The organism is Ectothiorhodospira sp. 9100 (genome assembly GCF_022227565.1).
In the GTDB taxonomy this organism is placed as follows: domain Bacteria; phylum Pseudomonadota; class Gammaproteobacteria; order Ectothiorhodospirales; family Ectothiorhodospiraceae; genus Ectothiorhodospira; species Ectothiorhodospira marina.
Map to the genome: position 1 here is coordinate 32,703 of NZ_JAJNAN010000013.1, position 21,265 is coordinate 53,967.

Sequence of the window (21,265 nt, forward strand, 5' to 3'; positions counted from 1 at the left end):
CATGCCGGATCGGCACCCACCGTCCCTGGCGCATTCCCTGGCAGTCATGCACTTACCCCACAAAGGAGCCCCCATGTCGGAAACAACCACCCCGGCCCTGGACGAGAAAGATCTGGAAGCCATCGTTGGCCAGGTGTTGGACGAGGCCCGTCGCGCCGGCGCCACCTCCGCCGAGGCGGGCGCCAGCCAGGATGCCGGGCTGGCGGTGAATGTGCGCCTGGGTGAGGTGGAAACCCTTGAGTATCACAAGGATCAGGGCATTGCCGTGACCGTCTACATGGGGCAGCGCAAGGGCACGGCCAGCACGTCCGATCTCAAGCCCGCGTCGCTCCGCGAGGCGGCTGAGGCCGCCTGCCGCATCGCCCGTTACACGGCCGAGGACCCGTGCGCCGGGCTGGCCGATGCGGCACTGATGGCGCGGGACTACCCCGCCCTGGACCTGGATCATCCCTGGGGGCTGACCGCCGATGAAGGCATTGACATTGCCCGCGCCTGTGAGGCGGCCGCCCGGGAGCGGGATGCCCGCATTGTCAATTCCGAGGGGGCCGGGATCAACAGCTTTCGCGGCACTGCGGTGTACGGCAATACGCACGGCTTCGTGGGTGGGTATGCCACCACCCGGCATGCCCTGAGTTGTTCGGTGCTGGCCGGTGATGACGCCGGCAACATGCAGCGCGACTACTGGTACACGGTGGCTCGTCACCGGGATGCCCTGGAGGCGGCCGAGGCCGTGGGTGTGGAGGCCGCTGACCGGGCCCTGCGGCGCCTGGGAGGGCGTCGCCTGTCGACCCGGCGCTGTCCGGTGCTGTATTCCCCGGATGTGGCCCGTTCGGTGCTCGGTCATTTCATCGGCGCCATCCGGGGCAGTACCCTGTATCGCAAGGCCTCGTTCCTGGTGGATCAACTGGGCGAGCCGATCTTCCCTGAATTCGTGCACATCCACGAGCAGCCGCACATCCTCCGGGCCCTGGGCAGTGCGCCCTTCGACAACGAGGGCGTGGCGACCCAGGCCCGGGATCTGGTCAGCGGCGGACGGCTGGAGTCCTATGCCCTGGACACCTACGCGGCCCGCAAGCTGGGCATGCAGAGCACCGGTAACGCAGGGGGGCTGCGCAATCTGACCATCGATCCGGGGCCCATGGATTTCGAGCAGTTGCTTCGGGAGATGGGCACGGGCCTGCTGGTGACGGAGCTTATTGGCCATGGCGTCAACATGGTCACCGGCGACTATTCTCGGGGCGCAGCCGGTTTCTGGGTGGAGAATGGGGAGATCCAGTATCCGGTGGAGGAGATCACCGTGGCCGGCAACCTCAAGGACATGTTCCACAACTTGCGGGCAGTGGGTTCGGACATGGACCTGCGCGGCAACGTGCGTACCGGCTCACTGCTCATTGACGGCCTGACCGTGGCGGGGGAATAGGCCCCTTTCATCCCCGGGTCAAACCCCGGTACCGAAGATCGACTCTCTCAGGCCCCACTTGCCGGCCAGGGTCTCCACCGCGTTGAGCACCTCCTCGGCCCGGGCCGGGTGGTTGAAGCGGCCACGGGCAATCCAGGCCAGGGCCGTCTCACGGTCCGGGGCCAGGGACAGCAGATGGATCAATTCCCCCGCCTGGGCGCCCGTGATCTCGCCGCCCAGCAGGGCGGCCGTGTCCATGTCGGCGATGAGCCGGACAAATCCCGCCGTATCATCCTGGCCCAGGGCACAGGGAGATGTCTCGAAGGCGGCGAATCCCACCGCGGGTTCGTGGCCGGCATCCTCCGCGGTGTCCTCGTCCAGGCCCAGGCGGGCCAGTTCCAGGGCGCTGTAGACCACCACGGGCACCTGCCCGGCGTCCTGCTGACGGGTATTGCCCGTGAGGATGTTCTGGATGGCCACCGTGGCATCGGACAGGGCATGATTGGCCGTCATCCAGTGGCTGGCCACATCGCCGATGGCATACACGGTATCGGCCGTGGTGCGCAGATGTCCGTCGCGCCGCACAAAGCCCGCCTCATCCGTCTCCACCCCGGCGGCCTCCAGGGCCAGCCCCTCGGTGTGGGGTATCCGCCCCGTGCCGAGGCAGACCCAGTCCACCGTCACCGTCTCGTCACCCGCAAGGCCCAGGGTGACCCCATCATCGTGGACCTCCACGGAGTCGAAGGTCACACCGCTTTGCAATGTCACCCCCCGAGCCGAGAGCGCATCCCGCAGGGCACTCAGGGCCGGGCGGCTGAAGTTCAGGCGTCGGAGCATGGCTGATCGGGCCAGCCAGGTGACCTCCTTGCCCATTTGACTGAAGATGAAAGCGAATTCCGTGGCCACTACCCCACTGCCGATCATGGCAACACGGTCACCGGGGGGCGGCGGCGCGTCGAACAGCATGTCGCTGGTGAGCACCCGGCCCGGCACGGCCTTGAAGGGGGCGGGAACGTGGCTATGGGCACCGGTGGCGATGATGATATGCCGGGCGGCGACGGTGTGTTCGTCGTCCTGTGTCGCCACGACCAGCGTGTGGGAATCCTGAAAACGCGCATGCCCCGTCAGCGTGGCAACCTTCAGGTGATGCAGGTAATCCTGGTAGCTGTTCCGGATGCGTTCCACCACAGAGCGCTGGTGGATCCAGGCCTGGTCCATTCGGGCACTGAGCCTGCCCTCCAGCCCCCGGTCGGCGAAGCGGGATTGGGATGCCACGAGGCGGGCGGTGTGGTACCAGGCCTTCTTGGGAACGCAGCCGCGATTGAGGCAACACCCCCCCCACTCGGCCTTTTCGATGATGACCACCGACAATCCCCGCAGGGCACCCAGCACCGCCGCCCGATAGCCACCGGGTCCGGATCCAATCACTGCCAGGTCAACGGCCTTGGGTGTCTTGTCTGGCATGGGGGCTCCCGGTGGGTCGGGGGTTAAAGAGGGGTGTCGTGCCACTCCAGGGAGCGGATGTTGAGAACCACCTTGTCCCCGTTTTGCTCCTGCTCCAGGCGTACTGGCAGGTAGTTCATGCGGGGCGCGAACCAGGTGCTGACGGTGGTGTCCCGATCCTTGATCTCCCGGATCACGGGGATCGCTTCCATCGTCCCCATGGGTGTGGTGATACTGCGTGGCTCACCCACGGTAAAGTGATAGGTGCGCACGCGGTGACGGTCCACAATGGTCTGGCTAAAGGCCTTCTCGCCCTGGCGCAGTTTATTGATCATGGCCAGTTGCAGGGCGAAACGGTCCACCGCCTCCGGGGGCAGATCCAGTTCGAAGGGCTTGCCGTTGTGGACGCCGGTCACCTGGTAGGCCTCCCAGTCGAAACGGCTCTCCGTCAACCGCTCGCGACTGCCGCCGGTATGGCTGTAGAGGTATTCCTCGCTGCGCAGCCCCTGAGGTGTCAGGCGCATGATGCTCTGCTCGATGATCTCATCGCTGCGCACCCAGGAGAGCACGCCAGTGGGCCGCAGGCGTGCCCGGTAGCGGAGGAACTGCCCCTCGCGGGTCAGGGTGATGTGCCCGACCACCGAGAGGCCCAGTTTCTGGGCCTCGTATTCGGCGGTGTAGGAAGGCGGGACGAAGGGCATCGACTGGGCTGCCACGGGCAGGCATGCCAGTATCAGCGTCAGGCCCAGCGCCATGGCCAGCGGCCAGGCTGGCCGGTGCACGCGTGTGCCGGGCGGCGCGCCACCTTGCGCCCGGTCAGGAATCCAGTGGCGTGTCCGCCTCCACCTGGAGAGGGCTGTGCAAGGGTTTTTCATCAAGCCATACCTGTCCGTCTGCGAGTGTCAGCCGCCCCTGGCAGAACCAGCGCACCACCTGGGGATAAATGCGGTGTTCCTGTTGCTGCACGCGGTCGGCCAGGGTATCGGGTGTGTCATCCGCCAGCACCGGTACCCGGGCCTGGATGATGACCGGACCACCGTCCAGTTCGGTGTTGACGAAATGGATGCTGCAACCGTGATGTTCGACACCGTCTTCAAGCGCCCGTTCATGGGTGTGCAAGCCTCGATAGGCAGGCAGCAGGGAAGGGTGGATGTTCATCAGCCAGCCAGCGTAATGACCCACAAAGTCCGGGGTGAGTACGCGCATGAACCCGGCCAATACCACCAGGTCCGGTCCGTGGGCGTCGATGCCGGTCATCAGGGCCGCATCAAAGGCCTCCCGGCTATCATAATCCCGATGATTGATGACTTCATGGTGAATCCCCGCCCGTGCAGCGCGCTCAAGGCCGGCCACGTCGGGACGGTTGCTGATGACGGCGCGGATGCGTCCGGGGATGCGGCCATCGCCCGCGGCATCGATCAGGGCCTGCAGGTTGGTGCCCGAACCGGAGATGAGCACCACGATGCCCGGTTGTGCATCCGCGGGCATCAGCGCACCAGCTCCACGCACGGCTCACCCTCGGCCGGGGCAATCTCACCCAGGCGCCAGCTGTTGATGCCCTCGGCCCCCAGGAGGTCCTGGGCGGCATCCACCGCCTCGGGTGGTAAGACCACCACCATGCCGATGCCGCAGTTGAAGGTGCGCAGCATCTCCCGTTCCTCCACGCCGCCGGCCTGACGCAGCCAGTCGAACACGGCCGGTCTTGGCCAGGCATCCGGGTTCACCCGGGCAAGGGTGCCCTCGGGCATCACCCGTGGCAGATTCTCCAGCAGGCCGCCGCCGGTGATGTGGGCCAGGGCATGCACCGGCTGGGCCTTCAGCAGGGCCAGCAGGGGTTTGACGTAGATCCGCGTGGGCGCCATCAGGGCCTCACCCAGGGTCACCTCGCCGCAGGGGGCATCCAGATCCGCGTCGGTCAGCTCGATCAGGCGCCGGATCAGGGAATAGCCGTTGGAATGGGGGCCGGAGGCCTCAAGGCCCAGCAGGATGTCTCCGGAGGCTACCCGGCTGCCGTCGATCAGACGGGATTTTTCCACGATGCCCACGGCAAAGCCGGCCAGATCGTATTCACCATCACCATACATGCCCGGCATCTCGGCGGTTTCCCCGCCCACCAGGGCGCAGCCTGCCAGGGCGCAGCCGTCGGCAATGCCCTTGACCACATCGGCGGCGGTGTCCACGTCCAGGGCGCCGGTGGCATAGTAGTCCAGAAAGAACAGGGGCTCGGCCCCCTGGACGATGATGTCGTTGACGCACATGCCGACCAGGTCAATGCCAATGCTGTCATGGCGTCCCAGTTGCTGGGCCAGCTTCAGCTTGGTGCCCACGCCATCCGTGCCGGAGACCAGCACCGGCTCCCGGTAATCCTGCCAGGGAAGCTCGAACAGGGCGCCAAAGCTGCCCAGGCCGGTCATCACCCCTGGGCGTCGGGTGCGTTGGGCATGGGGCTTGATGCGCTCCACCAGGGCGTTGCCTGCGTCGATGTTGACGCCGGCATCCTGATAACGGATGCCCTGGGTGGGTGGTTTGTCGTTCTGGGCCATGATGCATGTCCTTGAATGGATGGATGCCGGCCGGCGCTTGGCGGGGCAGGGCCGGCAATCGGGTCGCGAACCGGTGCCTGCCGGGTGCTGACGGGGGCTGTGATGTTAGCGACGCCGGGTGTTGCTGTAAACCGAGGCGGCGGGCCGGGCAGTTATGGTATTTTAGCCACCCAGACACCCCTAGCCCTAGTCCCGGTGCCATGAAATCAGCTGTTCAGTTTCGGCCGTTCCTATCCGTGGTTCTGGCGCTGGCCGTCCTGGCCGGAGCCCCGGCCGCGGCGGCGTTGCCTCCGGCTGGCCTCGACGAGGCCCAGGTGCCGGTGGAGTCCCGCGATCGTCCCGAGCGTGCCGAGGCCTTCTCCAGGGCCTTGAGTCAAGTGGTGGTCAAGCTCACCGGAGACCGTGCCCTGGCGGAGGATGAGCGCGTGGCAGAGTTTCTGGAGCAGGCCCCCCGTCATGTTCGCCAATACCGTTACCGGGAACAGCCGGATGGCGATGATACCCTCTGGGTACGCTTTGATACCGCCCCCCTGGAGCAATTCCTGCGTGACAGTGGCCTGCCGGTCTGGGGGCAGGACAGGCCGGCGCTGCTGGTCTGGATGTTGCTGCAGGGTGATGGCGAGCGACGGCTGGTGGGCGATCAGGATGCCGGTGAAGCGCGCCGCGCCATGGAGCGGGTGGCCCGCGAGCGTGGCCTGCCGTTGATCTTCCCCCTGCTGGACATGGAAGACCAGGCACGCGTCGGCCCTGCCGATGTGCTGGGTGGCTTCGAGGATGTCCTGCGCGAGGCGTCCGCCCGCTACAGCCCTGACGGCATGCTCGTGGTGCGCATTCGCGAGAGCGACGGGGGCTGGGAGGGGCGCTTTCAGTTGCATGCGGATGATTCCGACCCTTCCTGGGAGATGCGTGATGAGGGTCTGACAGGTCTCATGCGCCAGGGTGTGGACCAGGTGGCGAACAGCCTGAGCCGGCAGATGGTGGTCACGGGTTTGCAGCAGGACCAGGATGGCGTGATGGTGTCGGTGGCAGGGGTGAGCTCCCTGTCCGACTACCTGCGTGTGGGTCGACACCTCTCGGAGATGGCCCCGGTGAGCCGTGTGCAGCCCCGGGGACTGGATGCGGATCGCGCCTTGTTTCTGGTGCAGGTGCGTGGCGAGGCCAGAGACATTGAACGGGCCGCACGACTGGGCGGCACCCTCACGCCCACGTCCTTGAACAATGACGACCAAGAGGCCGACCCGGTTCTTGGTTTCAGGTTGATTCGGTGAGCCTGCGCCAACTTCCCAACACGATTACGTTGCTGCGCATTGCCCTGACAGTGCCCATCATCTGGGCGCTGCTGGCGGAAGCCTACGGGCTGGTCCTTGGGTTGCTGCTCCTGGCCGGCCTGTCCGATGCCCTTGATGGCTGGCTCGTGCGCCGTTACGGCTGGTATACCCGGCTGGGCGGATACCTGGATCCGCTGGCGGATAAGGTGCTGGTGGTGAGCACCTACTTCACCGTGGCCTGGACGGGGCTGCTGCCCTGGTGGCTGGTGGTCCTGGTGGTGGCCCGGGAGGTGATCATCCTCAGCGGCGCCCTGGCCTTCCGGGCGGTGACGCGCAGCCTGGAGATGCAGCCGCTGTTCATCAGCAAGGTGAACACCTTCATGCAGATCGTGCTGGTGCTCTCGGTCATCGTGAGCGCAGGGGTGTTCTCCCTGCCGGCCTGGTATCTGGAGGGATTGCTGGTGCTGGTGCTGCTCACCACGGTCAGTAGCGGCCTGGCCTATGTGGTGGCCTGGGCGCGCAAGGCCTTCCATCACGGCCGTGCCACCGTCGACCCCCCGCGATGACCTCATGACCCAAAAACCAACCCAGCAACTGACCCTGGATGTGGCCCTGCGTGATGGCGCCACCTTCGATGTCTTTCATTCCGGAGACCATCCCCTGGGCCCGGAGGCGGTGCGTGCGGTCGCCCAGGGGACGGGTGAGCCTCAGGTCTATCTTTTCGGTGATGCCGGCTGCGGCAAGACTCACCTGCTGGAGGCGGCCTGCCACCATGTCTCCCGGTCAGGGGGGCGAATTGCCTACCTGCCCATGCAGTTGTTGGCGGACAGCGGTCCCGAGGTCCTGGATGGTTGGGAAGGGCTGGATCTCATCGCCCTGGATGAACTGGATCGGATGCCGCGGGCGGCGGATTTCGAACGGGCCCTGTTCGACTTCATCAACCGTCAGCGTGATGCCGGCACCCGCCTGCTGCTGGCCTCACGCACGGCCCCTCAGTCGTTGTCCGTGGCCCTGCCGGATCTGCGTTCGCGGCTGCTCTGGGGGCCGGTGTTTCAGCTCCACGAACTCAGCGATGCCCACAAACGTGAGGTGCTGGCGCGCCGGGCGCGTCGCCGGGGATTCGATTTGCCCCCGGATGCCTGCGACTATCTGCTGCGCCATCAGCGTCGTGATCTGACCTCCCTGATGGGGCTTCTGGACCGTCTGGACAAGGCCTCGCTCCGGGACAAACGCAAGATCACGCTGCCTTTCGTGCGCAAGGTGCTTCAGCGGGACTAAGGTTTTCGGGTCTCGCCCCGGGCAGTCTTTACATAGCCGAGGCATCCGGCAAAAAACACCAGGCTCAGTACCAGCATCAGCAGTCCGTAAGCCTGATGGCTTCCTGTTGTGGCCATGGCCACACCGATCACCACATAGGGCAGGGCCAGCAGGCTGCCCCAGATGTGGGCCTGGGTGCGCCCGTGCAGCAGTCCTCGCAAGGGGGTCAGCAGTGGGCCGCCCAACAGCAGCAGGAGCAGGGAGCGGGGGAAATCCTCGGGAGGAGAGGCCCAGGTGGTGGCGATCAGGATCAGCGCCAGCAATCCAAAGAACCCACCCAGGGTCAATATCCGGTAGTTGCGCATCGACACGACGTTATCCCTTTGGGTCGCTGCCCTGCTTGAGGGCAAGGGCTGTGCGGGCCAGGCGGCGGCCCAGGGCATGACAGAGTACCCTTTCGTGTTCGGTCAGGGGGTTGTCTCCCTTGGGGCCTGCCACATGACTGGGGCCATAGGGGGTTCCGCCAGAGGTGGTCTCGGTCAGGGCGGATTCCGTATAGGGTACGCCGACGATGAGCATGCCGTGATGCAGCAACGGGGTGATCATGCTCAGCAGCGTGGACTCCTGGCCGCCATGCTGTGTGGCGGTTGAGGTGAATACTCCCGCGGGCTTGCCCGCCAGATTCCCGGCGAACCAGAGGTTACTGGTCTGGTCAAGAAAATACTTCAGGGGTGCAGCCATGTTGCCAAAGCGCGTGGGCGTGCCAAAGGCTGCGCCGTCGCATGCTTTCAGGTCTTCCATGGTTGCGTAGGGTGGACCGTCCGCCGGGATGGCGTCCTCCACCGCCTCGCAAGTGGCGGATACTGGAGGAAGGGTGCGCAGTCGAGCCGTGCAACCACCCACCTCTTCAACGCCGCGTGCCACGTGACGCGCCATTGTGGCGGTGGCGCCGTAACGGCTGTAATAGACGACAAGAATCTCTGCCTGGGGATTGAGTGTCATGCTCACTCCTGCTGGGCCTTGGGATGAACAGTATTTAAACAGTCATCAAAGGTTTTGTCTGTAGGTGATTGTTGTCTTGACGATTTTCTTTCCTGGTGCTAGGGTCTGTAAATCCGTCACGGGAGCCCCCGAAGCCATCGTGAATTCACATCGCACCCTGCCTTTCCTTCTCCGCCCCGCCGGTCGACGTCGAGGCACATTATACGCCCTGGGCCTGTTCATGGGCGGTTTGCTGATGTTGTCCGGCTGTGCCACGACGCCGCCCGTTCAGGAGATGAGCGATGCCCGGCAGGCCCTGCGGGCCGCCGAGGAAGCCCAGGCACCGGACCGGGCGGGCGAGACCTACCAGCGTTCCCGTGAATTGCTGGAGCAGGCCGAAACCCGACTCCAGCAGGGTGAGTACCGGTCGGCGCGCTATAAGGCCAAGGAGGCCAAGCGTCTGGCCATTGAAGCACGGATTCAGTCCGGGGACTGACCCTTCGGCGACGTTCGCCTTGCATCGCGGGATCGTCTAAACTCGGTGGTAATGGGGAATTGACCCTGTGCTCGCTTCTCAGGATTCAAAAGGGAGTCTGTCGCCGTGAAAACCAAAAAGAATACGATACTGTTGGCGGGGGTCGCGTCTGTCGCATTGCTGTCGGGTTGTGCCACCGTGTCGGAGACGCCCGTGGGCACAGCCTATCTGGTTGATGCGAGCGGCGAATATGTAACCAACGCCTCGGGCGAATGCTGGCGCACCCCTTACTGGACCGAGGCGCGGGCCAGCGAGCACTGCGATCCGCACTTGTTCGCGCGTGCTTCGGAGCCTGCGCCCGAACCCGAACCGGCGCCGCCCCCGGCCGAGCCCATGCCGGAGCCGGAGTCCGAGCCCAGTTTCATGTCCTATGGTGTGCAACGGGGTGACAGTCTCTGGAAGATCTCGGGCAAGAGTTCCGTGTACGGCAATCCCTACCAGTGGCCGCTGATCTATCGTGCCAATGTGGACAGGATCCGCGACGCTGACCTGATCTACCCCGGTCAGCAGCTGCGCATCGAACGGGATCCTGCCTCGGCGGATGTGGATGACGCTGTACGGCATGCCCGTACACGGGGTGCCTGGCAGGTGGGTCCGGTGGAGCGCTCGGACGGGCGCTATCTGGACCAGTATGGGCTGTCTGCCCGGCAGTGATCCCCACCAGGGCCTTTGAGCCCGGGGGGTGATCAGAGCCGCAGTGCTCGATCAGAGGGCCCGCCTTGGCGGGCCCTTCCGCGTTGTGATACCCACTACCTGCCGAAAGGCAGACCGATACGGAGTCAAGCATCATGTCGCAAGCCGACCATCAGGCCATGCGTTGCTGGATATCAGGCCGGGTGCAGGGTGTGTTCTTTCGGGCTTCCACCCAGGACAAGGCGCAAGCGCTGGGACTGGACGGGTATGCCATGAACCTGTCGGATGGGCGCGTGGAAGTCGTGGCCCAGGGTCCGGAATCCGCACTTGAGTCACTCGGGCAATGGCTGCGCCAGGGGCCACCCAAGGCCCGGGTGGACAGTGTCGACTGCGAGGCCTTCGCCGGACGGGTGGAGCCGGGATTCCACACACGTTGAGGTGCCAAGAACCCCGGCCTCAGGCCCTGGCCCGGGGTACGATGACGGTGAGGATTTCCAGAAACTGGGGCGTGATCTCGTCCCAGATGTCGTCCGTGTCTTCTTCCTCCAGTTTCAGCGTCGTCCAGATGCCTGGATCCACCAGACACGCGTAGCCGCCATATTCACTGAAACTGCCCTGCTCGGTGCGATTGCTCAGGGCATCGGCCAGGTGCACCACCGATACCTCCAGGCTGGCCTGATGAGCCGCGCCGGGCCGGTGGTGCCGCCCCACGGCCTCCTGCAGGACCGGTGGCAGGCCCCAGATGCGCAGCAGTTCCCCGCCCACGTCAGCATGATCGAACCCCAGGATTTCCCGCTCCTGTTCCGCCAGTACCTGTTCGTTCCCCTGGGAGATCATCAGGGCCTCACGAAGCGCCTCCGGGTACTGGCTGTACAGCACCAGACTGCCCACATCATGCAGCAGCCCGGCAACAAATAATCTTTCTGGATGCAGTACATGGCAGCGCTGCGCCAGGGAGCGGGCCACCAGGGCCGTGAAGATGCTGTGACGCCAGAATACGGCCACGTTGACCAGCTCGCATGGCAGGCGCGAGAAGGTGTTCGTTGCGCTGACCGCCAGGGCCAGATGGTAGAGGGCCCTCGTACCGACAATGGAGATGGCCCGGGAGACCGTATCGATCCGGTTCGGCAGGCCGTACATGGCCGAGTTGGCCAGGTGCAGCACCTGGGCACTCAGGTTGGGGTCCTGTGTCACAATGGCGGCAATGCTGTTGGCCGAAGAGTGGGGTGCCTCCAGTGCCTGGCGCAGCCGGATGATGATCTCCGGCGGAGAAATCAGGTGCGAGACGTCCTTCAATAGGTCGTCGAGATCGAACCGCTTGTCTGAAAGTTCGCCCATGCGCTTGATTGGTCTCGAAAATATTTGAATCTTGTCGCGTTTCCCGAACCTAACTATGGACTATAAGACACTGAAGTCAACCGTGCCGGGAACGGTTTGAAGCAACCCCAGGGCATTGCCATGAACGAGAAAGCCGTACAAAACGTGGTCGCGTTCAAGGCCCCAGGCCAACAGAAGGCGGGGGGGCGCCTGCCCATCCAGATTCTGGGGCATTGCCGCAACCTGTCGACCCGTCACGTGGAACCGCTGTTGCGGGAGATGCTGGACAATGCCGACGATGCCTTGTTCAAGCTGGCCGAGAAGGCCGAGGACAACCGCTCGCAGACAGCCTATTTCGATGCCATGCGGGAACTGCGGCGGCAGCGCTCCACCATGGAAAGCGAGTATGCCACGCAGATGGCGCGGGTCTTCGATCTGTGTCTGCGCGCCAAGCCCGGAACCCCAAGGGCGTCGACCGTCGAGTCGGACGAACTCAGCCTGGTGGATGAGGAGGAACTGGAGGAAAACCTGGCCATTGATGGCATGGTGGGCAAGGCCCGGCGACTGAATGAACACGACCTGCAGGCCATCGCGCGTCGTCTGGCCGCAGTGATGGAGCAATCCCGCTTGAATGAGGAGGACAACCCGGTAGACCCCATTGCGTTCTGCCGAGGGTTTCGGGATGCCATGCAGGTGCTGGACGTGGATATCCGCATCCGTCTGATCATTTTCAAGCTCTTTGACCAATTCGTGGTCACCCGCCTGGGCCCGCTGTATCACGAGATCAACCGTTATCTGGTGGAGATGCGCATCCTCCCGGACCTGCGCCATGAGAGTCGGGGAGGGGGGGGTGGCCCGGAGCCCCGTGGAGGGGCCTTGGGTGGCTCCACGGCTGATGATGCGGACGGGGCGGGGGCGCAAGAGGCCGATGGCGATGACGACGAGGGTGATCTGGTGGCGCTGCTGCGACACTGGGTGGGGCGTCGAGGCCAGGGGGCTGCTGCCCAACCGCGTGGTCGGCCCGGGATGATGGGGCCGGGTGCGCCAGGCGGGTCTTCTGGCTCGGGCGGTGCGGTTGACGGGCATGCCGGAACGGTCACGGCCGACATGGGGTCGGTGATCGCCGCGCTTTCCTCGCTGCCCTCCCAGGGGCATATGGGCGTTGCCACAGGCGGGGCCGCGGAACTCAAGGGCGCCGTGGTTGGTGCGCTGAACACGGGGGGGGATCAGACAGTCGCCCTGAACGGCATGGACGAATCGGCCATTGATATTGTGGCCATGCTGTTCGAATTCATCTTCGACGACGCTGCGTTGCCTGCCCCCATCAAGGAACTCATTGGTCGCTTGCAGATCCCCGTGCTCAAGGTGGCGCTGCTGGACAAGAGCTTCTTCAGTCGCAAGCGCCATCCGGCCCGTCGCCTGCTGACGGAATTATCCCGGGTGGGCGTGGGGTGGTCCGAGGCTGCCGATGAAGAGGAAGGGCTGAAGGTCAAGATCGAGTCCCTGGTGGAGCGTTTGCTGAACGACTTCGAGGATGATGTGGGCATCTTCGAATCGGTCCTTGAGGATCTGCAGACCTTCTGTGCCCAGCAGGCCGAACGAGCCGCCCAGCGGGAGGAACAGGCGGCCCTGGCCACTCAGGGCCGCGAGAATCTGCTGCTGGCCCGGGGGGTGGCCGACGAGGCCATTGAGCGGGTGATCGATGGGCGTGACCTGCCGGAACCCGTTGATCATCTGCTGCGCCACACATGGAAGGAATTGCTGGTGTTGATCTATCTGAAGAATGGTCAGCACAGTCAATTATGGCAAAAGGCCTTGAACGTGGCCTCGCTGCTGGTATGGAGCCTTATTCCCAAGCAACGTCAGGATGAACGGGAGCAACTCATGGGCCTGCTGCCCTCGTTGCTCAAGGCACTCCAGGATGGCATGACCCGTATGGCGCGGCCACCAGAAGAGCAGCAGCAGGTCATGGCCCTGTTGGCACAAGAGCACACCCGGATGGTGAAAAAGCCCCTCCCCTCCGAGGATGCCGCTGCACTGGCCCCGATCGAGGGGCTGGATCCGGACGAGCCGATGGACCCGGAGGAGGTGAAGGCCTCAGCGGCTCCCGCTGCCCAGGCGCAGGCCGTGAACCCGGTACCCGCTCATGGGGGGGGCGGGCCGGATCCCCTTCTTCAGCCATCGGCTCGTGAGGCCCCGCCGGAAGGCATTCCTGAGGATATCCACGATGGTCGTTCCTTCATGGCCCGCAAAGTGGCGGAAATCAATCAGCTGATCTCCGAGGGTCGCTTCAGCGTGCCTGGTCAGGCCACGCCGGCGTGGCCGGAGGAAGAAGCGAATGGGGACGATGCCGTGGAGGATCTGCATCTGATGACCGCCCGGGAACTGGCCGAGGGCACCTGGCTGGAACTGCTGGATGCGGAGAATCAGCCCGAGCGGATCAAGCTGTCCTGGAAAAGTCTCATCAGTGGCAAGTACTTTTTCGTCAATCGTCAGGGCCTGAAGGTTCGAGAGATGACCTCCCATGCCCTGGCGGCGGAGTTCAGGGCTGGCCGGGCGCGGATCATCGAGGATGTGCCCGTCTTTGATCGGGCCATTGAAACCCTCATGTCCAGCCTGAGAGCGGGGTAATCCGGTGGCGCCCCTAGCCACCCATGATGGGTTTGTGGTTTTATTAGCGGGTTTTTCCATCTGTCCACCCCCACAGACGGGAGTACCCGGTGAACAAGAAGAGCCTGCTGCGCGGTCTTGCCGCTGTCACGACCCTCCTTGCCCTGGCCCTTGCCGGGCCTGCCCCGGCCTCCGATGAGCCCATACGCATCGGCGCCTTCGTCTCCGCTACCGGTCCGGCGTCCTTCCTGGGTGACCCGGAGCTCAAGACCCTGGAGATGTACGTGGAGCGCATCAACGAACAGGGTGGGGTGCTGGGCCGCCCCTTGCATCTGGTCCACTATGATGATGGTGGCAGCGCCTCCGAGGCCCGCAACTTCGCCAACCGGTTGCTGCGCCGCGATCGGGTGGACGTGCTCATTGGCGGGAGTACTACCGGAACCACCCTGGCTGCCGTGCCGCTGGCCCAACGGGCCCGCACGCCGATGATCTCCATGGCCGGTGCCCTCACCATCGTTGAACCGGTGAACCCCTGGGTGTTCAAGACACCCCAGTCGGATCGCATGGCGGCGGAGCGTGTCCTGGCCGATATGCAGGATCGCGGTATCACCCGCATCGGACTGATCTCCGGTACCGATGGGTTCGGTCGCTCCGGTCGGGAGCAGACCCTGGAAGTGGCCGAACAATTCGGCATCGAGGTGGTGGCAGACCAGACCTATGGCCCCCAGGACACGGACATGACGTCCCAGTTGACCCGTATCCGCACAACGGAGGGGGTCGAGGCGGTGTTCAATTTCGGTTTCGGGCAGGGGCCGGCCATCGTCACCCGCAATTATGCCCACCTGGATATTGATCTGCCCCTGTATCAGTCCCACGGCGTCGCCTCCGACCGCTTCCTGGATCTGGCGGGATCAGCTGCCGAAGGCGTGCGCCTGCCCGCCTCGGCGCTGCTCGTGCCCGATGCTCTCCCGGATGAGGACCCGCAGAAACCGGTGGTTCAGGGTTACAAGCAGGCCTACGAGGCACGCTGGAACACCTCTGTATCCACCTTTGGCGGTTATGCCTACGACGCCCTGCACCTGGCGGTGCATGCCATTGAACAGGCGGGCAGCACCGATCCCAAGGCCATTCGTGAGGCGCTGGAATCCATCCAGGGCTTTGTGGGGGTGACCGGAGTCTTCAGTATGGCACCAGAGGATCATAACGGCCTTGAGCCGGAGTCCTTCCGTTTGTTGGAGGTTCGCGACGGTGGCTGGGTATTGATTCACTGAGATCCCTATCCGTCATTTGCATGGCGCCCGGTCAGTCTCCACACGGGGTCTGTTCGATGACCCATCCCTAGTCTGCCTCGAGTCCCGCATGTTTGCCGAGTTTCTCCAGTACCTGTTCTCCGGCGTCACCACCGGGGCCATCTATGCCCTGGTGGCCCTCGGATTCACCCTGGTCTACAACGCCAGCCACGTGATCAACTTCGCTCAGGGTGAATTCATCATGATCGGCGGCATGGCCACCCTGTCGCTGCTGGGCATGGGGGTGCCCATGCCCCTGGCCATTGGTCTGGCCATCCTGTTGGCGGCGGTACTGGGGGCGCTGCTGCACCAACTCGCCATCGCCCCCGCGCGTCAGGCGGATGTGGTCACCCTGATCATCATCACCATCGGCGCCTCCATCTTCCTGAGGGGCCTTGCCCAGGTGATCTGGGGCAAGGAATACCATGCCCTGCCGTCCTTTAGTGAACAAGAATCCATTGAGGTCATGGGGGCGGTCATGTACACCCAGAGCCTGTGGATCCTGGGCGTGACCACGTTGCTGGTGCTGGCCCTGGCCCTGTTCTTCACCCGCACCCTGGTGGGCAAGGCCATTCTCGCCACCAGCATGAACCGGCAGGCCGCGCGTCTCATGGGGGTGCGCATTCAGTTCGTGGTCATGCTGGCCTTCACCTTGGCGGCCATTCTCGGTGCCGTGGCCGGTGCGGTGGCATCGCCCATCACCCTCACCTCCTATGACATCGGCATCATGCTGGGCCTCAAGGGCTTTGTGGCGGCTGCCATCGGCGGTCTGGGCAGCGGCGTGGGTGCCGTGGTGGGCGGCCTGCTGCTGGGTATCGCCGAGGCCATGACGGCGGGCTACATCTCCTCCGATTACAAGGACGCGGTGGCCTTTCTGCTGATCCTGGTGATCCTGCTGTTCATGCCCCGTGGCCTGTTTGGCAGTCGCGTGGCGGAGCGGGTGTGATGCGTTTGTCCGTCCCTTCGAAGATACCGGGCCTGCCGGTACTGGCCATCGTGCTGCTGCTGGTGCCCATCGTCCTGAACGATGAGTTTTATCTGGATATTGCCACCCAGGTGGCCCTGATCGCCGCGACGGTCGTGGGGCTCAACCTGCTGGTGGGGTACGCGGGTCAGGTGAGCCTGGGGCATGCGGCGTTCTTTGCCCTGGGGGCCTACGGCAGTGCCATCCTCACTGGCACCTATGGCTGGGCGCCGGTGCCCGCATTGCTGTGCGCCGCCCTGCTGGTGGCCACCCTGGCCTGGCTGGTGGGTCGTCCCATCCTGAGGCTGAAGGGGCATTACCTGTCCATGGCTACCCTGGGCCTGGGCATCATCATCGCCATCGTCATCAACAACGAGGGCTGGCTCACCGGCGGGCCCGATGGCATTCCGGTGGCCCCTTTCTCCGTCATGGGCTTTGAGTTGAGCATCTTTGATGAGTACCCGGTGCTGGGAATGACGGTGTCCGGCGCCCTGGCCTGGTATGCCCTGGCCGGCGTGCTGTTATTGCTGGCGGTGTGGATCGCCCAGAACCTGGTTGATTCGCCCATTGGTCGCGCTCTCAGGGCGGTACGCGGCTCCGAAGTGGCGGCCCGGGTGGTAGGGATCGATACCAGCCATTACAAGCTGCTGATCTTTGTCATCTCGGCAGTGTATGCCAGCCTCATGGGCAGTTTCTTTGCCCACTACACCGGTTTCATCACGCCCCAGCTGGCCACGTTTGAACACTCCATCGAACTCATCACCATCGTGGTTCTGGGGGGCATGGGGTCCACCTACGGGGTGATCATCGGGGCTGTCTTGCTGTTGCTGCTGCCCCAGTTGCTCACGGACTTTCACGAGTACGAGATGATGATGTTCGGGCTGATCCTGATGCTCACCATGATCTTCATGCCCAGGGGCTTGCTGCCAACCCTCAGTGGTCTGCTGCAACGCAGCTGGCCGCGTCGTGTCCGGTCGTCGGGACAGGAGGACTGAATCGATGCATGCGGTCCCGTCACAGAACGACCCTGTGGAACCTGACGAGGAAAAGGGGAGACGTGCCGGTGCCGATCTGGCGGTCCTGTCCCTGAGCAAGGCCTTTGGTGGCGTGCACGCGGTGGAGGATCTGACCTTCCACATCCGTGCCGGGGCCATCCATGCCGTGATCGGTCCCAATGGGGCAGGCAAGACCACCCTGTTCAACCTGATCACCGGGTTGTACCAGCCGGACCGGGGGGAAGTGCTTCTGGATGGGCAACCCATACAGGGTATGGCGCCCGAGCGTCTGGCCCGGCGCGGCATGTCCCGTACCTTCCAGAATCTGCAGGTCTGCATGAACATGTCAGCGGTGGAGAATGTCATGCTGGGCCGGCATCTTCATCTCAAGCGAAATTTTCTTGCGGCCCTGTTGCGCTGGCCTTCCTTGCGGCGCAGTGAACAGGCCTGTCGGGAGAAGGCGCGGGAGTTGCTGCGCTTTGTGGGCTGCGAGGCCTACCTGGAGGCCGAGGCCTCGGCCATGCCCTATGGTGCCCTCAAGCGCCTGGAGATCGCCCGGGCCCTGGCCACGGAACCGGGTATCCTGTTGCTGGACGAGCCGGCGGCGGGCCTGAACAGCGCCGAGACAGCCGCCCTGGAGCGGCTGGTTGTGCGCATCGCCGATCAGGGTGTGACGGTGGTGCTGGTGGAGCACGACATGAAGCTGGTCATGGCCATCTCCCACCAGGTGCTGGTACTGGATTACGGACGCAAACTGGCGGAGGGCACGCCGGAGGAAGTACGCCACAATCCCGACGTGATTGCTGCCTACCTGGGGGGCTGAAAGCCATGAACCAACCGCACAAAGGCGCTGCCAGTCAGCGTGCCACGGGCACGATTTCCGAGGAACACCTGAACCTGTGGCGCATCATCCTGCTGCTGGATCGCTTGCAAAAGGATATGGATCAGCAGGGCTCCGAGCCGGACGAGGTGCTGATCAATGCCATCCTGGACTATTTCGAGCATTACTCCGAGCGGGTGCAGAGTCGCCCCAACGAGATTCTGCTGTTTGAGCGTCTGCGGGCCCGCGCGGGAGGTACCTTCGAGGAACTGGACGAACTGGAAGCCGACTATCTGACGGCCCATGATGCCCTGCAGCACCTGCGCGTGCTGCTGCACCGCTGCGTGGAGCACTGGCCCGAGGGGGGGGAGGAACTATGCACGGCCCTGGATCGCTTCAATCAGACCCTGCGCCGGCACATCCTCCTGGAAGAGCAGATCCTCATTCCACAGGCCCTCAAGGTGCTGACCGAGGCGGACTGGACGGCCATCGCCGAGGCCCGGGACCAGTACAATGATCCCCTGTTCGGCGAGCGGGTGCGGGAGGAGTTCCGTGACCTGCGCCATCGCATCATCAACCTGGCGCCGGAGCACGTGGGCGGGCTGGGGATCAGTCACCCCACGCGCATGGAGGTGCCGCCGGATCGTCACGAGATGCTGACCATCCAGGGGCTGGTGTCATCCTATGGGCGCATCCAGGTACTGCATGAGGTGGATCTGACCATCCGGCGCGGCGAGATCGTCTCTCTGGTGGGTGCCAACGGCGCTGGCAAGAGCACGTTATTGATGGCCCTCTCCGGGCTGCAGCCGGTGGATGCCGGACGTGTGACCTATGAGGGAGAGGATCTGCGCCGCTGGCCGTCCCACCGTCGTGTGGCGCAGGGGATTATCCAGGTGCCGGAGGGGCGGCAGGTCTTTCGTGACATGACGGTGCACGACAACCTGCTCATGGGGGCCTACACGCGCGGGCGGGGTCAGGAGGTGGAGCAGGATCTGGAGCGGGTGTATGGGCGTTTTCCCATCCTGCGGCAGAAGCAGCGCCAACTGGCCGGCATGCTCTCCGGCGGTCAGCAGCAGATGCTGGTGATGGGGCGCGCGCTCATGGCCCGGCCCCGGTTGCTGCTCCTGGACGAGCCCAGCATGGGGTTGGCGCCGTTGGTGGTGGAGGAGATCTTCGACATCATTCGCGAACTCAACCAGGAGGGCATCACCATCTTTCTGGTTGAGCAGAACGCCTCCCAGGCCCTGGCTGCCTCTCATCGCGGTTATGTGCTGGAGGCGGGTAGGGTGGTGCTGGAAGGGCGTGGTGAGGACCTGCTCGAGAACGAGCAGGTGAGGGCGGCCTACCTGGGCATCTGAAGACCTCCGGGCCGCCGGGGGGGCGCCCGAAGGTGGTGGCGTTCAGGGAATCGCCGAGGGCTTACGCGGCCTGCATCCGCTCCTTCAGGAATGTGACCAGCCCTTCCAGGGGCACCAGGGTCGCCTCCGCGTCCCGTCGACCCTTGTACTCTGCCTCACCCGCATCCAGGCCCTTTTCCCCAAGTACCACCCGATGGGGAATGCCGATCAGTTCCATGTCGGCGAACATGACCCCGGGGCGGGCGCCTCGATCGTCGAACAGCACCTCCATGCCCGCTTCGGTCAGTTCCCGGTACAGCCCTTCCACCGCGTCCCGAAGCCGCTGGGACTTGTGGGCGTTGATGGGGCACAGGGCGACCTGGAAGGGGGCCAGGGCCTGGGGCCAGAGGATGCCGCGGGCATCGTGGTTCTGTTCGATGGCCGCCGCCACCACCCGGGAGACGCCGATGCCATAGCAGCCCATGGAAATCATCTGGTTATGGCCCTGCTCGTCGAGCACGGTGGCATCCAGAGCGCGGCTGTATTTGTCTCCCAGTTGGAAGATGTGACCCACTTCGATGCCACGACGGATGACCAGTGTGCCCTGGCCGTCGGGGCTGGCGTCCCCCTCCAGTACATTGCGCAGATCAGCCACCTGGGGCAGCGGGGTGTCCCGGTCCCAGTTGATGCCGAACAGGTGTTTACCGTCCTGATTCGCGCCGGCGGCGAAATCGCTCATTGTGGCCACGGAACGGTCAACGATGCAGGGAATGGGCAGGTTGACCGGCCCCAGTGAGCCGGGCCCCGCGCTGATGGCAGCGCGGATCTCCACCTCGCTGGCCATGCGCAGGGGGCTGGCCACCTGGGGCAGTTTTTCTGCTTTCAGGGTATTGAGTTCGTGGTCGCCACGTACCAGCAGGGCCACCAGTTGGGTGGCGTTTTCCTCGGAGGCTGCCACCACCAGGGTCTTGATGGTCTTCTCCACCGGCACATCGAAGCCCTCCACCAGGTCCTGGATGGTGCGGACGTTGGGGGTGTCCGCGATGCGCATGCCTTCGGTAGGGGCCGGGCGCTCGCTGTTCAGGGCCGGTGCCTCGGCCAGTTCCACATTGGCGGCATAGTCGCTGGCATCCGAGAAGGCGATGGCATCTTCGCCGGAATCGGCCAGCACGTGAAATTCGTGGGAGTGGTGGCCGCCAATGGAACCGGTATCCGCCTGCACGGCCCGAAAATCCAGGCCGCACCGCTGAAAGATGCGGGTGTAGGCCGCGTACATGGCCTGGTAGGTTTCGTGCAGGCTCTGCGGGCTGGCGTGGAAGGAGTAGGCGTCCTTCATGAGGAATTCCCGGGCGCGCATGATCCCGAAGCGGGGGCGGATTTCATCCCGGAACTTGGTCTGGATCTGGTAGAAGTTGACGGGCAATTGGCGGTAGCTGTTGATCTCGCGGCGCACCAGGTCGGTGATCACTTCTTCATGGGTGGGGCCGAAGCAGAACTCGCGGTCGTGGCGGTCCTTCAGGCGCAGCAGTTCGGGTCCGTACTGGTCCCAGCGGCCGGATTCCTGCCACAGTTCCGCCGGTTGCACGGCCGGCATCAGGACTTCCAGGGCGCCTGCGCGATCCATTTCCTCGCGGACGATGGCTTCCACCCGTCGCAATACCCTCAGTCCCAGGGGCATCCAGGTGTACAGCCCCGATGCCAGGCGGCGGATGTAGCCGGCCCGCAGCATCAACTGGTGGCTGATCACCTCGGCGTCGGCCGGGGTTTCCTTGAGGGTTGCCAGGGGGAATTGGGATACACGCATGTAGGGGTTCCGGATGATCGTGTTTGTTGGGGGCTTGGGTGGGGATTTTACATCAATCGGGGGTGGGTAG

General features: G+C 64.4%; 21 protein-coding genes. 13 read left to right on the forward strand and 8 right to left on the reverse strand.

Annotated elements, in window-relative coordinates; translation table 11 throughout:
• Positions 1-73 precede the first annotated feature (73 nt).
• Complete coding sequence (gene pmbA / locus LPW29_RS06065) at positions 74-1,420, forward strand: metalloprotease PmbA (RefSeq protein WP_238627281.1); 1,347 nt, start codon at positions 74-76, stop codon at positions 1,418-1,420.
• Positions 1,421-1,438: 18 nt separating this feature from the next.
• Here pmbA and LPW29_RS06070 read toward each other — a convergent pair whose 3' ends face one another.
• From LPW29_RS06070 to purM, 4 genes are read right to left on the reverse strand one after another with little or no spacing between them, the layout of a single operon-like run.
• A complete protein-coding gene (locus LPW29_RS06070; RefSeq protein ID WP_238627282.1) occupies positions 1,439-2,863 on the reverse strand; it encodes a dihydrolipoyl dehydrogenase family protein in 1,425 nt (474 codons plus the stop codon).
• 23 nt (positions 2,864-2,886) lie between these two features.
• On the reverse strand, positions 2,887-3,624 hold the full coding sequence (locus tag LPW29_RS06075; protein ID WP_238627283.1) for a DUF3108 domain-containing protein: 738 nt from the start codon (positions 3,622-3,624) through the stop codon (positions 2,887-2,889).
• A gap of 34 nt (positions 3,625-3,658) precedes the next feature.
• Positions 3,659-4,330, reverse strand: coding sequence for a phosphoribosylglycinamide formyltransferase (gene purN / locus LPW29_RS06080; protein WP_238627284.1), 672 nt, complete (start codon positions 4,328-4,330; stop codon positions 3,659-3,661).
• Positions 4,330-5,385: a phosphoribosylformylglycinamidine cyclo-ligase gene (gene purM / locus LPW29_RS06085; RefSeq protein WP_238627285.1), complete on the reverse strand. Its 1,056-nt coding sequence runs from the start codon at positions 5,383-5,385 to the stop codon at positions 4,330-4,332. Before purM ends, purN begins: the two co-directional genes overlap by 1 nt.
• A 200-nt stretch (positions 5,386-5,585) precedes the next feature.
• On the opposite strand from purM, the gene LPW29_RS06090 reads away from it, so the two are divergent.
• Genes LPW29_RS06090 through hda form a run of 3 tightly spaced genes read left to right on the forward strand, consistent with a single transcriptional unit; the run spans position 5,586 to position 7,931 of the window.
• Positions 5,586-6,653, forward strand: a complete 1,068-nt coding sequence (locus tag LPW29_RS06090) for a DUF2066 domain-containing protein (protein ID WP_177169890.1) — start codon at positions 5,586-5,588, stop codon at positions 6,651-6,653.
• Positions 6,650-7,219 (forward strand): CDP-alcohol phosphatidyltransferase family protein, encoded by a 570-nt coding sequence (locus LPW29_RS06095; protein WP_238627286.1) that lies wholly within the window; start codon positions 6,650-6,652, stop codon positions 7,217-7,219. The genes LPW29_RS06090 and LPW29_RS06095 overlap by 4 nt, the downstream gene beginning before the upstream one ends.
• A 4-nt stretch (positions 7,220-7,223) precedes the next feature.
• Complete coding sequence (hda, locus tag LPW29_RS06100; RefSeq protein WP_090252967.1) at positions 7,224-7,931, forward strand: DnaA regulatory inactivator Hda; 708 nt, start codon at positions 7,224-7,226, stop codon at positions 7,929-7,931.
• Here the strand turns inward: hda and LPW29_RS06105 are convergent.
• Positions 7,928-8,275 carry a DUF2069 domain-containing protein gene (locus LPW29_RS06105; protein ID WP_238627306.1) on the reverse strand — a complete coding sequence of 116 codons (348 nt, stop codon included), beginning with the start codon at positions 8,273-8,275 and terminating at the stop codon, positions 7,928-7,930. The genes hda and LPW29_RS06105 overlap by 4 nt on opposite strands.
• Positions 8,276-8,285: 10 nt before the next feature.
• On the reverse strand, positions 8,286-8,912 hold the full coding sequence (gene wrbA, locus LPW29_RS06110; protein WP_090252972.1) for an NAD(P)H:quinone oxidoreductase: 627 nt from the start codon (positions 8,910-8,912) through the stop codon (positions 8,286-8,288).
• 139 nt (positions 8,913-9,051) lie between these two features.
• Between wrbA and LPW29_RS06115 the strand changes: the two genes are divergently transcribed.
• The 3 genes from LPW29_RS06115 to LPW29_RS06125 all read left to right on the forward strand — a co-directional run bounded on the left by LPW29_RS06115 (position 9,052) and on the right by LPW29_RS06125 (position 10,496).
• Positions 9,052-9,387, forward strand: a complete 336-nt coding sequence (locus tag LPW29_RS06115; protein ID WP_238627287.1) for a DUF4398 domain-containing protein — start codon at positions 9,052-9,054, stop codon at positions 9,385-9,387.
• Positions 9,388-9,492: 105 nt separating this feature from the next.
• Entirely contained in the window at positions 9,493-10,080 is a 588-nt protein-coding gene (locus LPW29_RS06120; protein WP_238627288.1) for a LysM peptidoglycan-binding domain-containing protein, read from the forward strand.
• Between the two features lie 134 nt (positions 10,081-10,214).
• The gene (locus LPW29_RS06125; RefSeq protein ID WP_090252974.1) at positions 10,215-10,496 is read left to right on the forward strand and encodes an acylphosphatase; all 282 of its coding nucleotides are present in this window, start codon (positions 10,215-10,217) and stop codon (positions 10,494-10,496) included.
• A 19-nt stretch (positions 10,497-10,515) separates the two neighbouring features.
• Here LPW29_RS06125 and LPW29_RS06130 read toward each other — a convergent pair whose 3' ends face one another.
• Positions 10,516-11,397, reverse strand: coding sequence for an HDOD domain-containing protein (locus LPW29_RS06130; RefSeq protein WP_238627289.1), 882 nt, complete (start codon positions 11,395-11,397; stop codon positions 10,516-10,518).
• A gap of 120 nt (positions 11,398-11,517) precedes the next feature.
• On the opposite strand from LPW29_RS06130, the gene LPW29_RS06135 reads away from it, so the two are divergent.
• The 6 genes from LPW29_RS06135 to LPW29_RS15730 all read left to right on the forward strand — a co-directional run bounded on the left by LPW29_RS06135 (position 11,518) and on the right by LPW29_RS15730 (position 19,412).
• Positions 11,518-14,007, forward strand: a complete 2,490-nt coding sequence (locus LPW29_RS06135; protein ID WP_238627290.1) for a DUF1631 domain-containing protein — start codon at positions 11,518-11,520, stop codon at positions 14,005-14,007.
• Positions 14,008-14,096: 89 nt separating this feature from the next.
• Positions 14,097-15,257, forward strand: a complete 1,161-nt coding sequence (locus LPW29_RS06140; RefSeq protein ID WP_238627291.1) for an ABC transporter substrate-binding protein — start codon at positions 14,097-14,099, stop codon at positions 15,255-15,257.
• Between the two features lie 88 nt (positions 15,258-15,345).
• Positions 15,346-16,221, forward strand: coding sequence for a branched-chain amino acid ABC transporter permease (locus tag LPW29_RS06145; RefSeq protein ID WP_090252979.1), 876 nt, complete (start codon positions 15,346-15,348; stop codon positions 16,219-16,221).
• On the forward strand, positions 16,221-17,234 hold the full coding sequence (locus LPW29_RS06150; protein ID WP_238627292.1) for a branched-chain amino acid ABC transporter permease: 1,014 nt from the start codon (positions 16,221-16,223) through the stop codon (positions 17,232-17,234). Before LPW29_RS06145 ends, LPW29_RS06150 begins: the two co-directional genes overlap by 1 nt.
• 4 nt (positions 17,235-17,238) lie before the next feature.
• The gene (locus LPW29_RS06155; protein WP_090252983.1) at positions 17,239-18,057 is read left to right on the forward strand and encodes an ABC transporter ATP-binding protein; all 819 of its coding nucleotides are present in this window, start codon (positions 17,239-17,241) and stop codon (positions 18,055-18,057) included.
• A 5-nt stretch (positions 18,058-18,062) separates the two neighbouring features.
• Complete coding sequence (locus LPW29_RS15730) at positions 18,063-19,412, forward strand: ATP-binding cassette domain-containing protein (RefSeq protein ID WP_090252985.1); 1,350 nt, start codon at positions 18,063-18,065, stop codon at positions 19,410-19,412.
• A gap of 61 nt (positions 19,413-19,473) precedes the next feature.
• Here the strand turns inward: LPW29_RS15730 and LPW29_RS06165 are convergent, their stop codons facing one another.
• Positions 19,474-21,195 (reverse strand): proline--tRNA ligase, encoded by a 1,722-nt coding sequence (locus tag LPW29_RS06165; RefSeq protein ID WP_090252988.1) that lies wholly within the window; start codon positions 21,193-21,195, stop codon positions 19,474-19,476.
• Positions 21,196-21,265: the final 70 nt, after the last annotated feature.

Coding starts and splice junctions, on each gene's coding strand:
- LPW29_RS06125 (WP_090252974.1), top strand. CDS start 10,215: ATGTCGCAAGCCGACCATCAGGCCATGCGTTGCTGGATATCAGGCCGG.
- LPW29_RS06105 (WP_238627306.1), bottom strand. CDS start 8,275: ATGCGCAACTACCGGATATTGACCCTGGGTGGGTTCTTTGGATTGCTG.
- LPW29_RS06090 (WP_177169890.1), top strand. CDS start 5,586: ATGAAATCAGCTGTTCAGTTTCGGCCGTTCCTATCCGTGGTTCTGGCG.
- purN (WP_238627284.1), bottom strand. CDS start 4,330: ATGCCCGCGGATGCACAACCGGGCATCGTGGTGCTCATCTCCGGTTCG.
- pmbA (WP_238627281.1), top strand. CDS start 74: ATGTCGGAAACAACCACCCCGGCCCTGGACGAGAAAGATCTGGAAGCC.
- LPW29_RS15730 (WP_090252985.1), top strand. CDS start 18,063: ATGAACCAACCGCACAAAGGCGCTGCCAGTCAGCGTGCCACGGGCACG.
- hda (WP_090252967.1), top strand. CDS start 7,224: ATGACCCAAAAACCAACCCAGCAACTGACCCTGGATGTGGCCCTGCGT.
- wrbA (WP_090252972.1), bottom strand. CDS start 8,912: ATGACACTCAATCCCCAGGCAGAGATTCTTGTCGTCTATTACAGCCGT.
- LPW29_RS06150 (WP_238627292.1), top strand. CDS start 16,221: ATGCGTTTGTCCGTCCCTTCGAAGATACCGGGCCTGCCGGTACTGGCC.
- LPW29_RS06130 (WP_238627289.1), bottom strand. CDS start 11,397: ATGGGCGAACTTTCAGACAAGCGGTTCGATCTCGACGACCTATTGAAG.
- LPW29_RS06145 (WP_090252979.1), top strand. CDS start 15,346: ATGTTTGCCGAGTTTCTCCAGTACCTGTTCTCCGGCGTCACCACCGGG.
- LPW29_RS06155 (WP_090252983.1), top strand. CDS start 17,239: ATGCATGCGGTCCCGTCACAGAACGACCCTGTGGAACCTGACGAGGAA.
- LPW29_RS06070 (WP_238627282.1), bottom strand. CDS start 2,863: ATGCCAGACAAGACACCCAAGGCCGTTGACCTGGCAGTGATTGGATCC.
- LPW29_RS06165 (WP_090252988.1), bottom strand. CDS start 21,195: ATGCGTGTATCCCAATTCCCCCTGGCAACCCTCAAGGAAACCCCGGCC.
- LPW29_RS06135 (WP_238627290.1), top strand. CDS start 11,518: ATGAACGAGAAAGCCGTACAAAACGTGGTCGCGTTCAAGGCCCCAGGC.
- purM (WP_238627285.1), bottom strand. CDS start 5,385: ATGGCCCAGAACGACAAACCACCCACCCAGGGCATCCGTTATCAGGAT.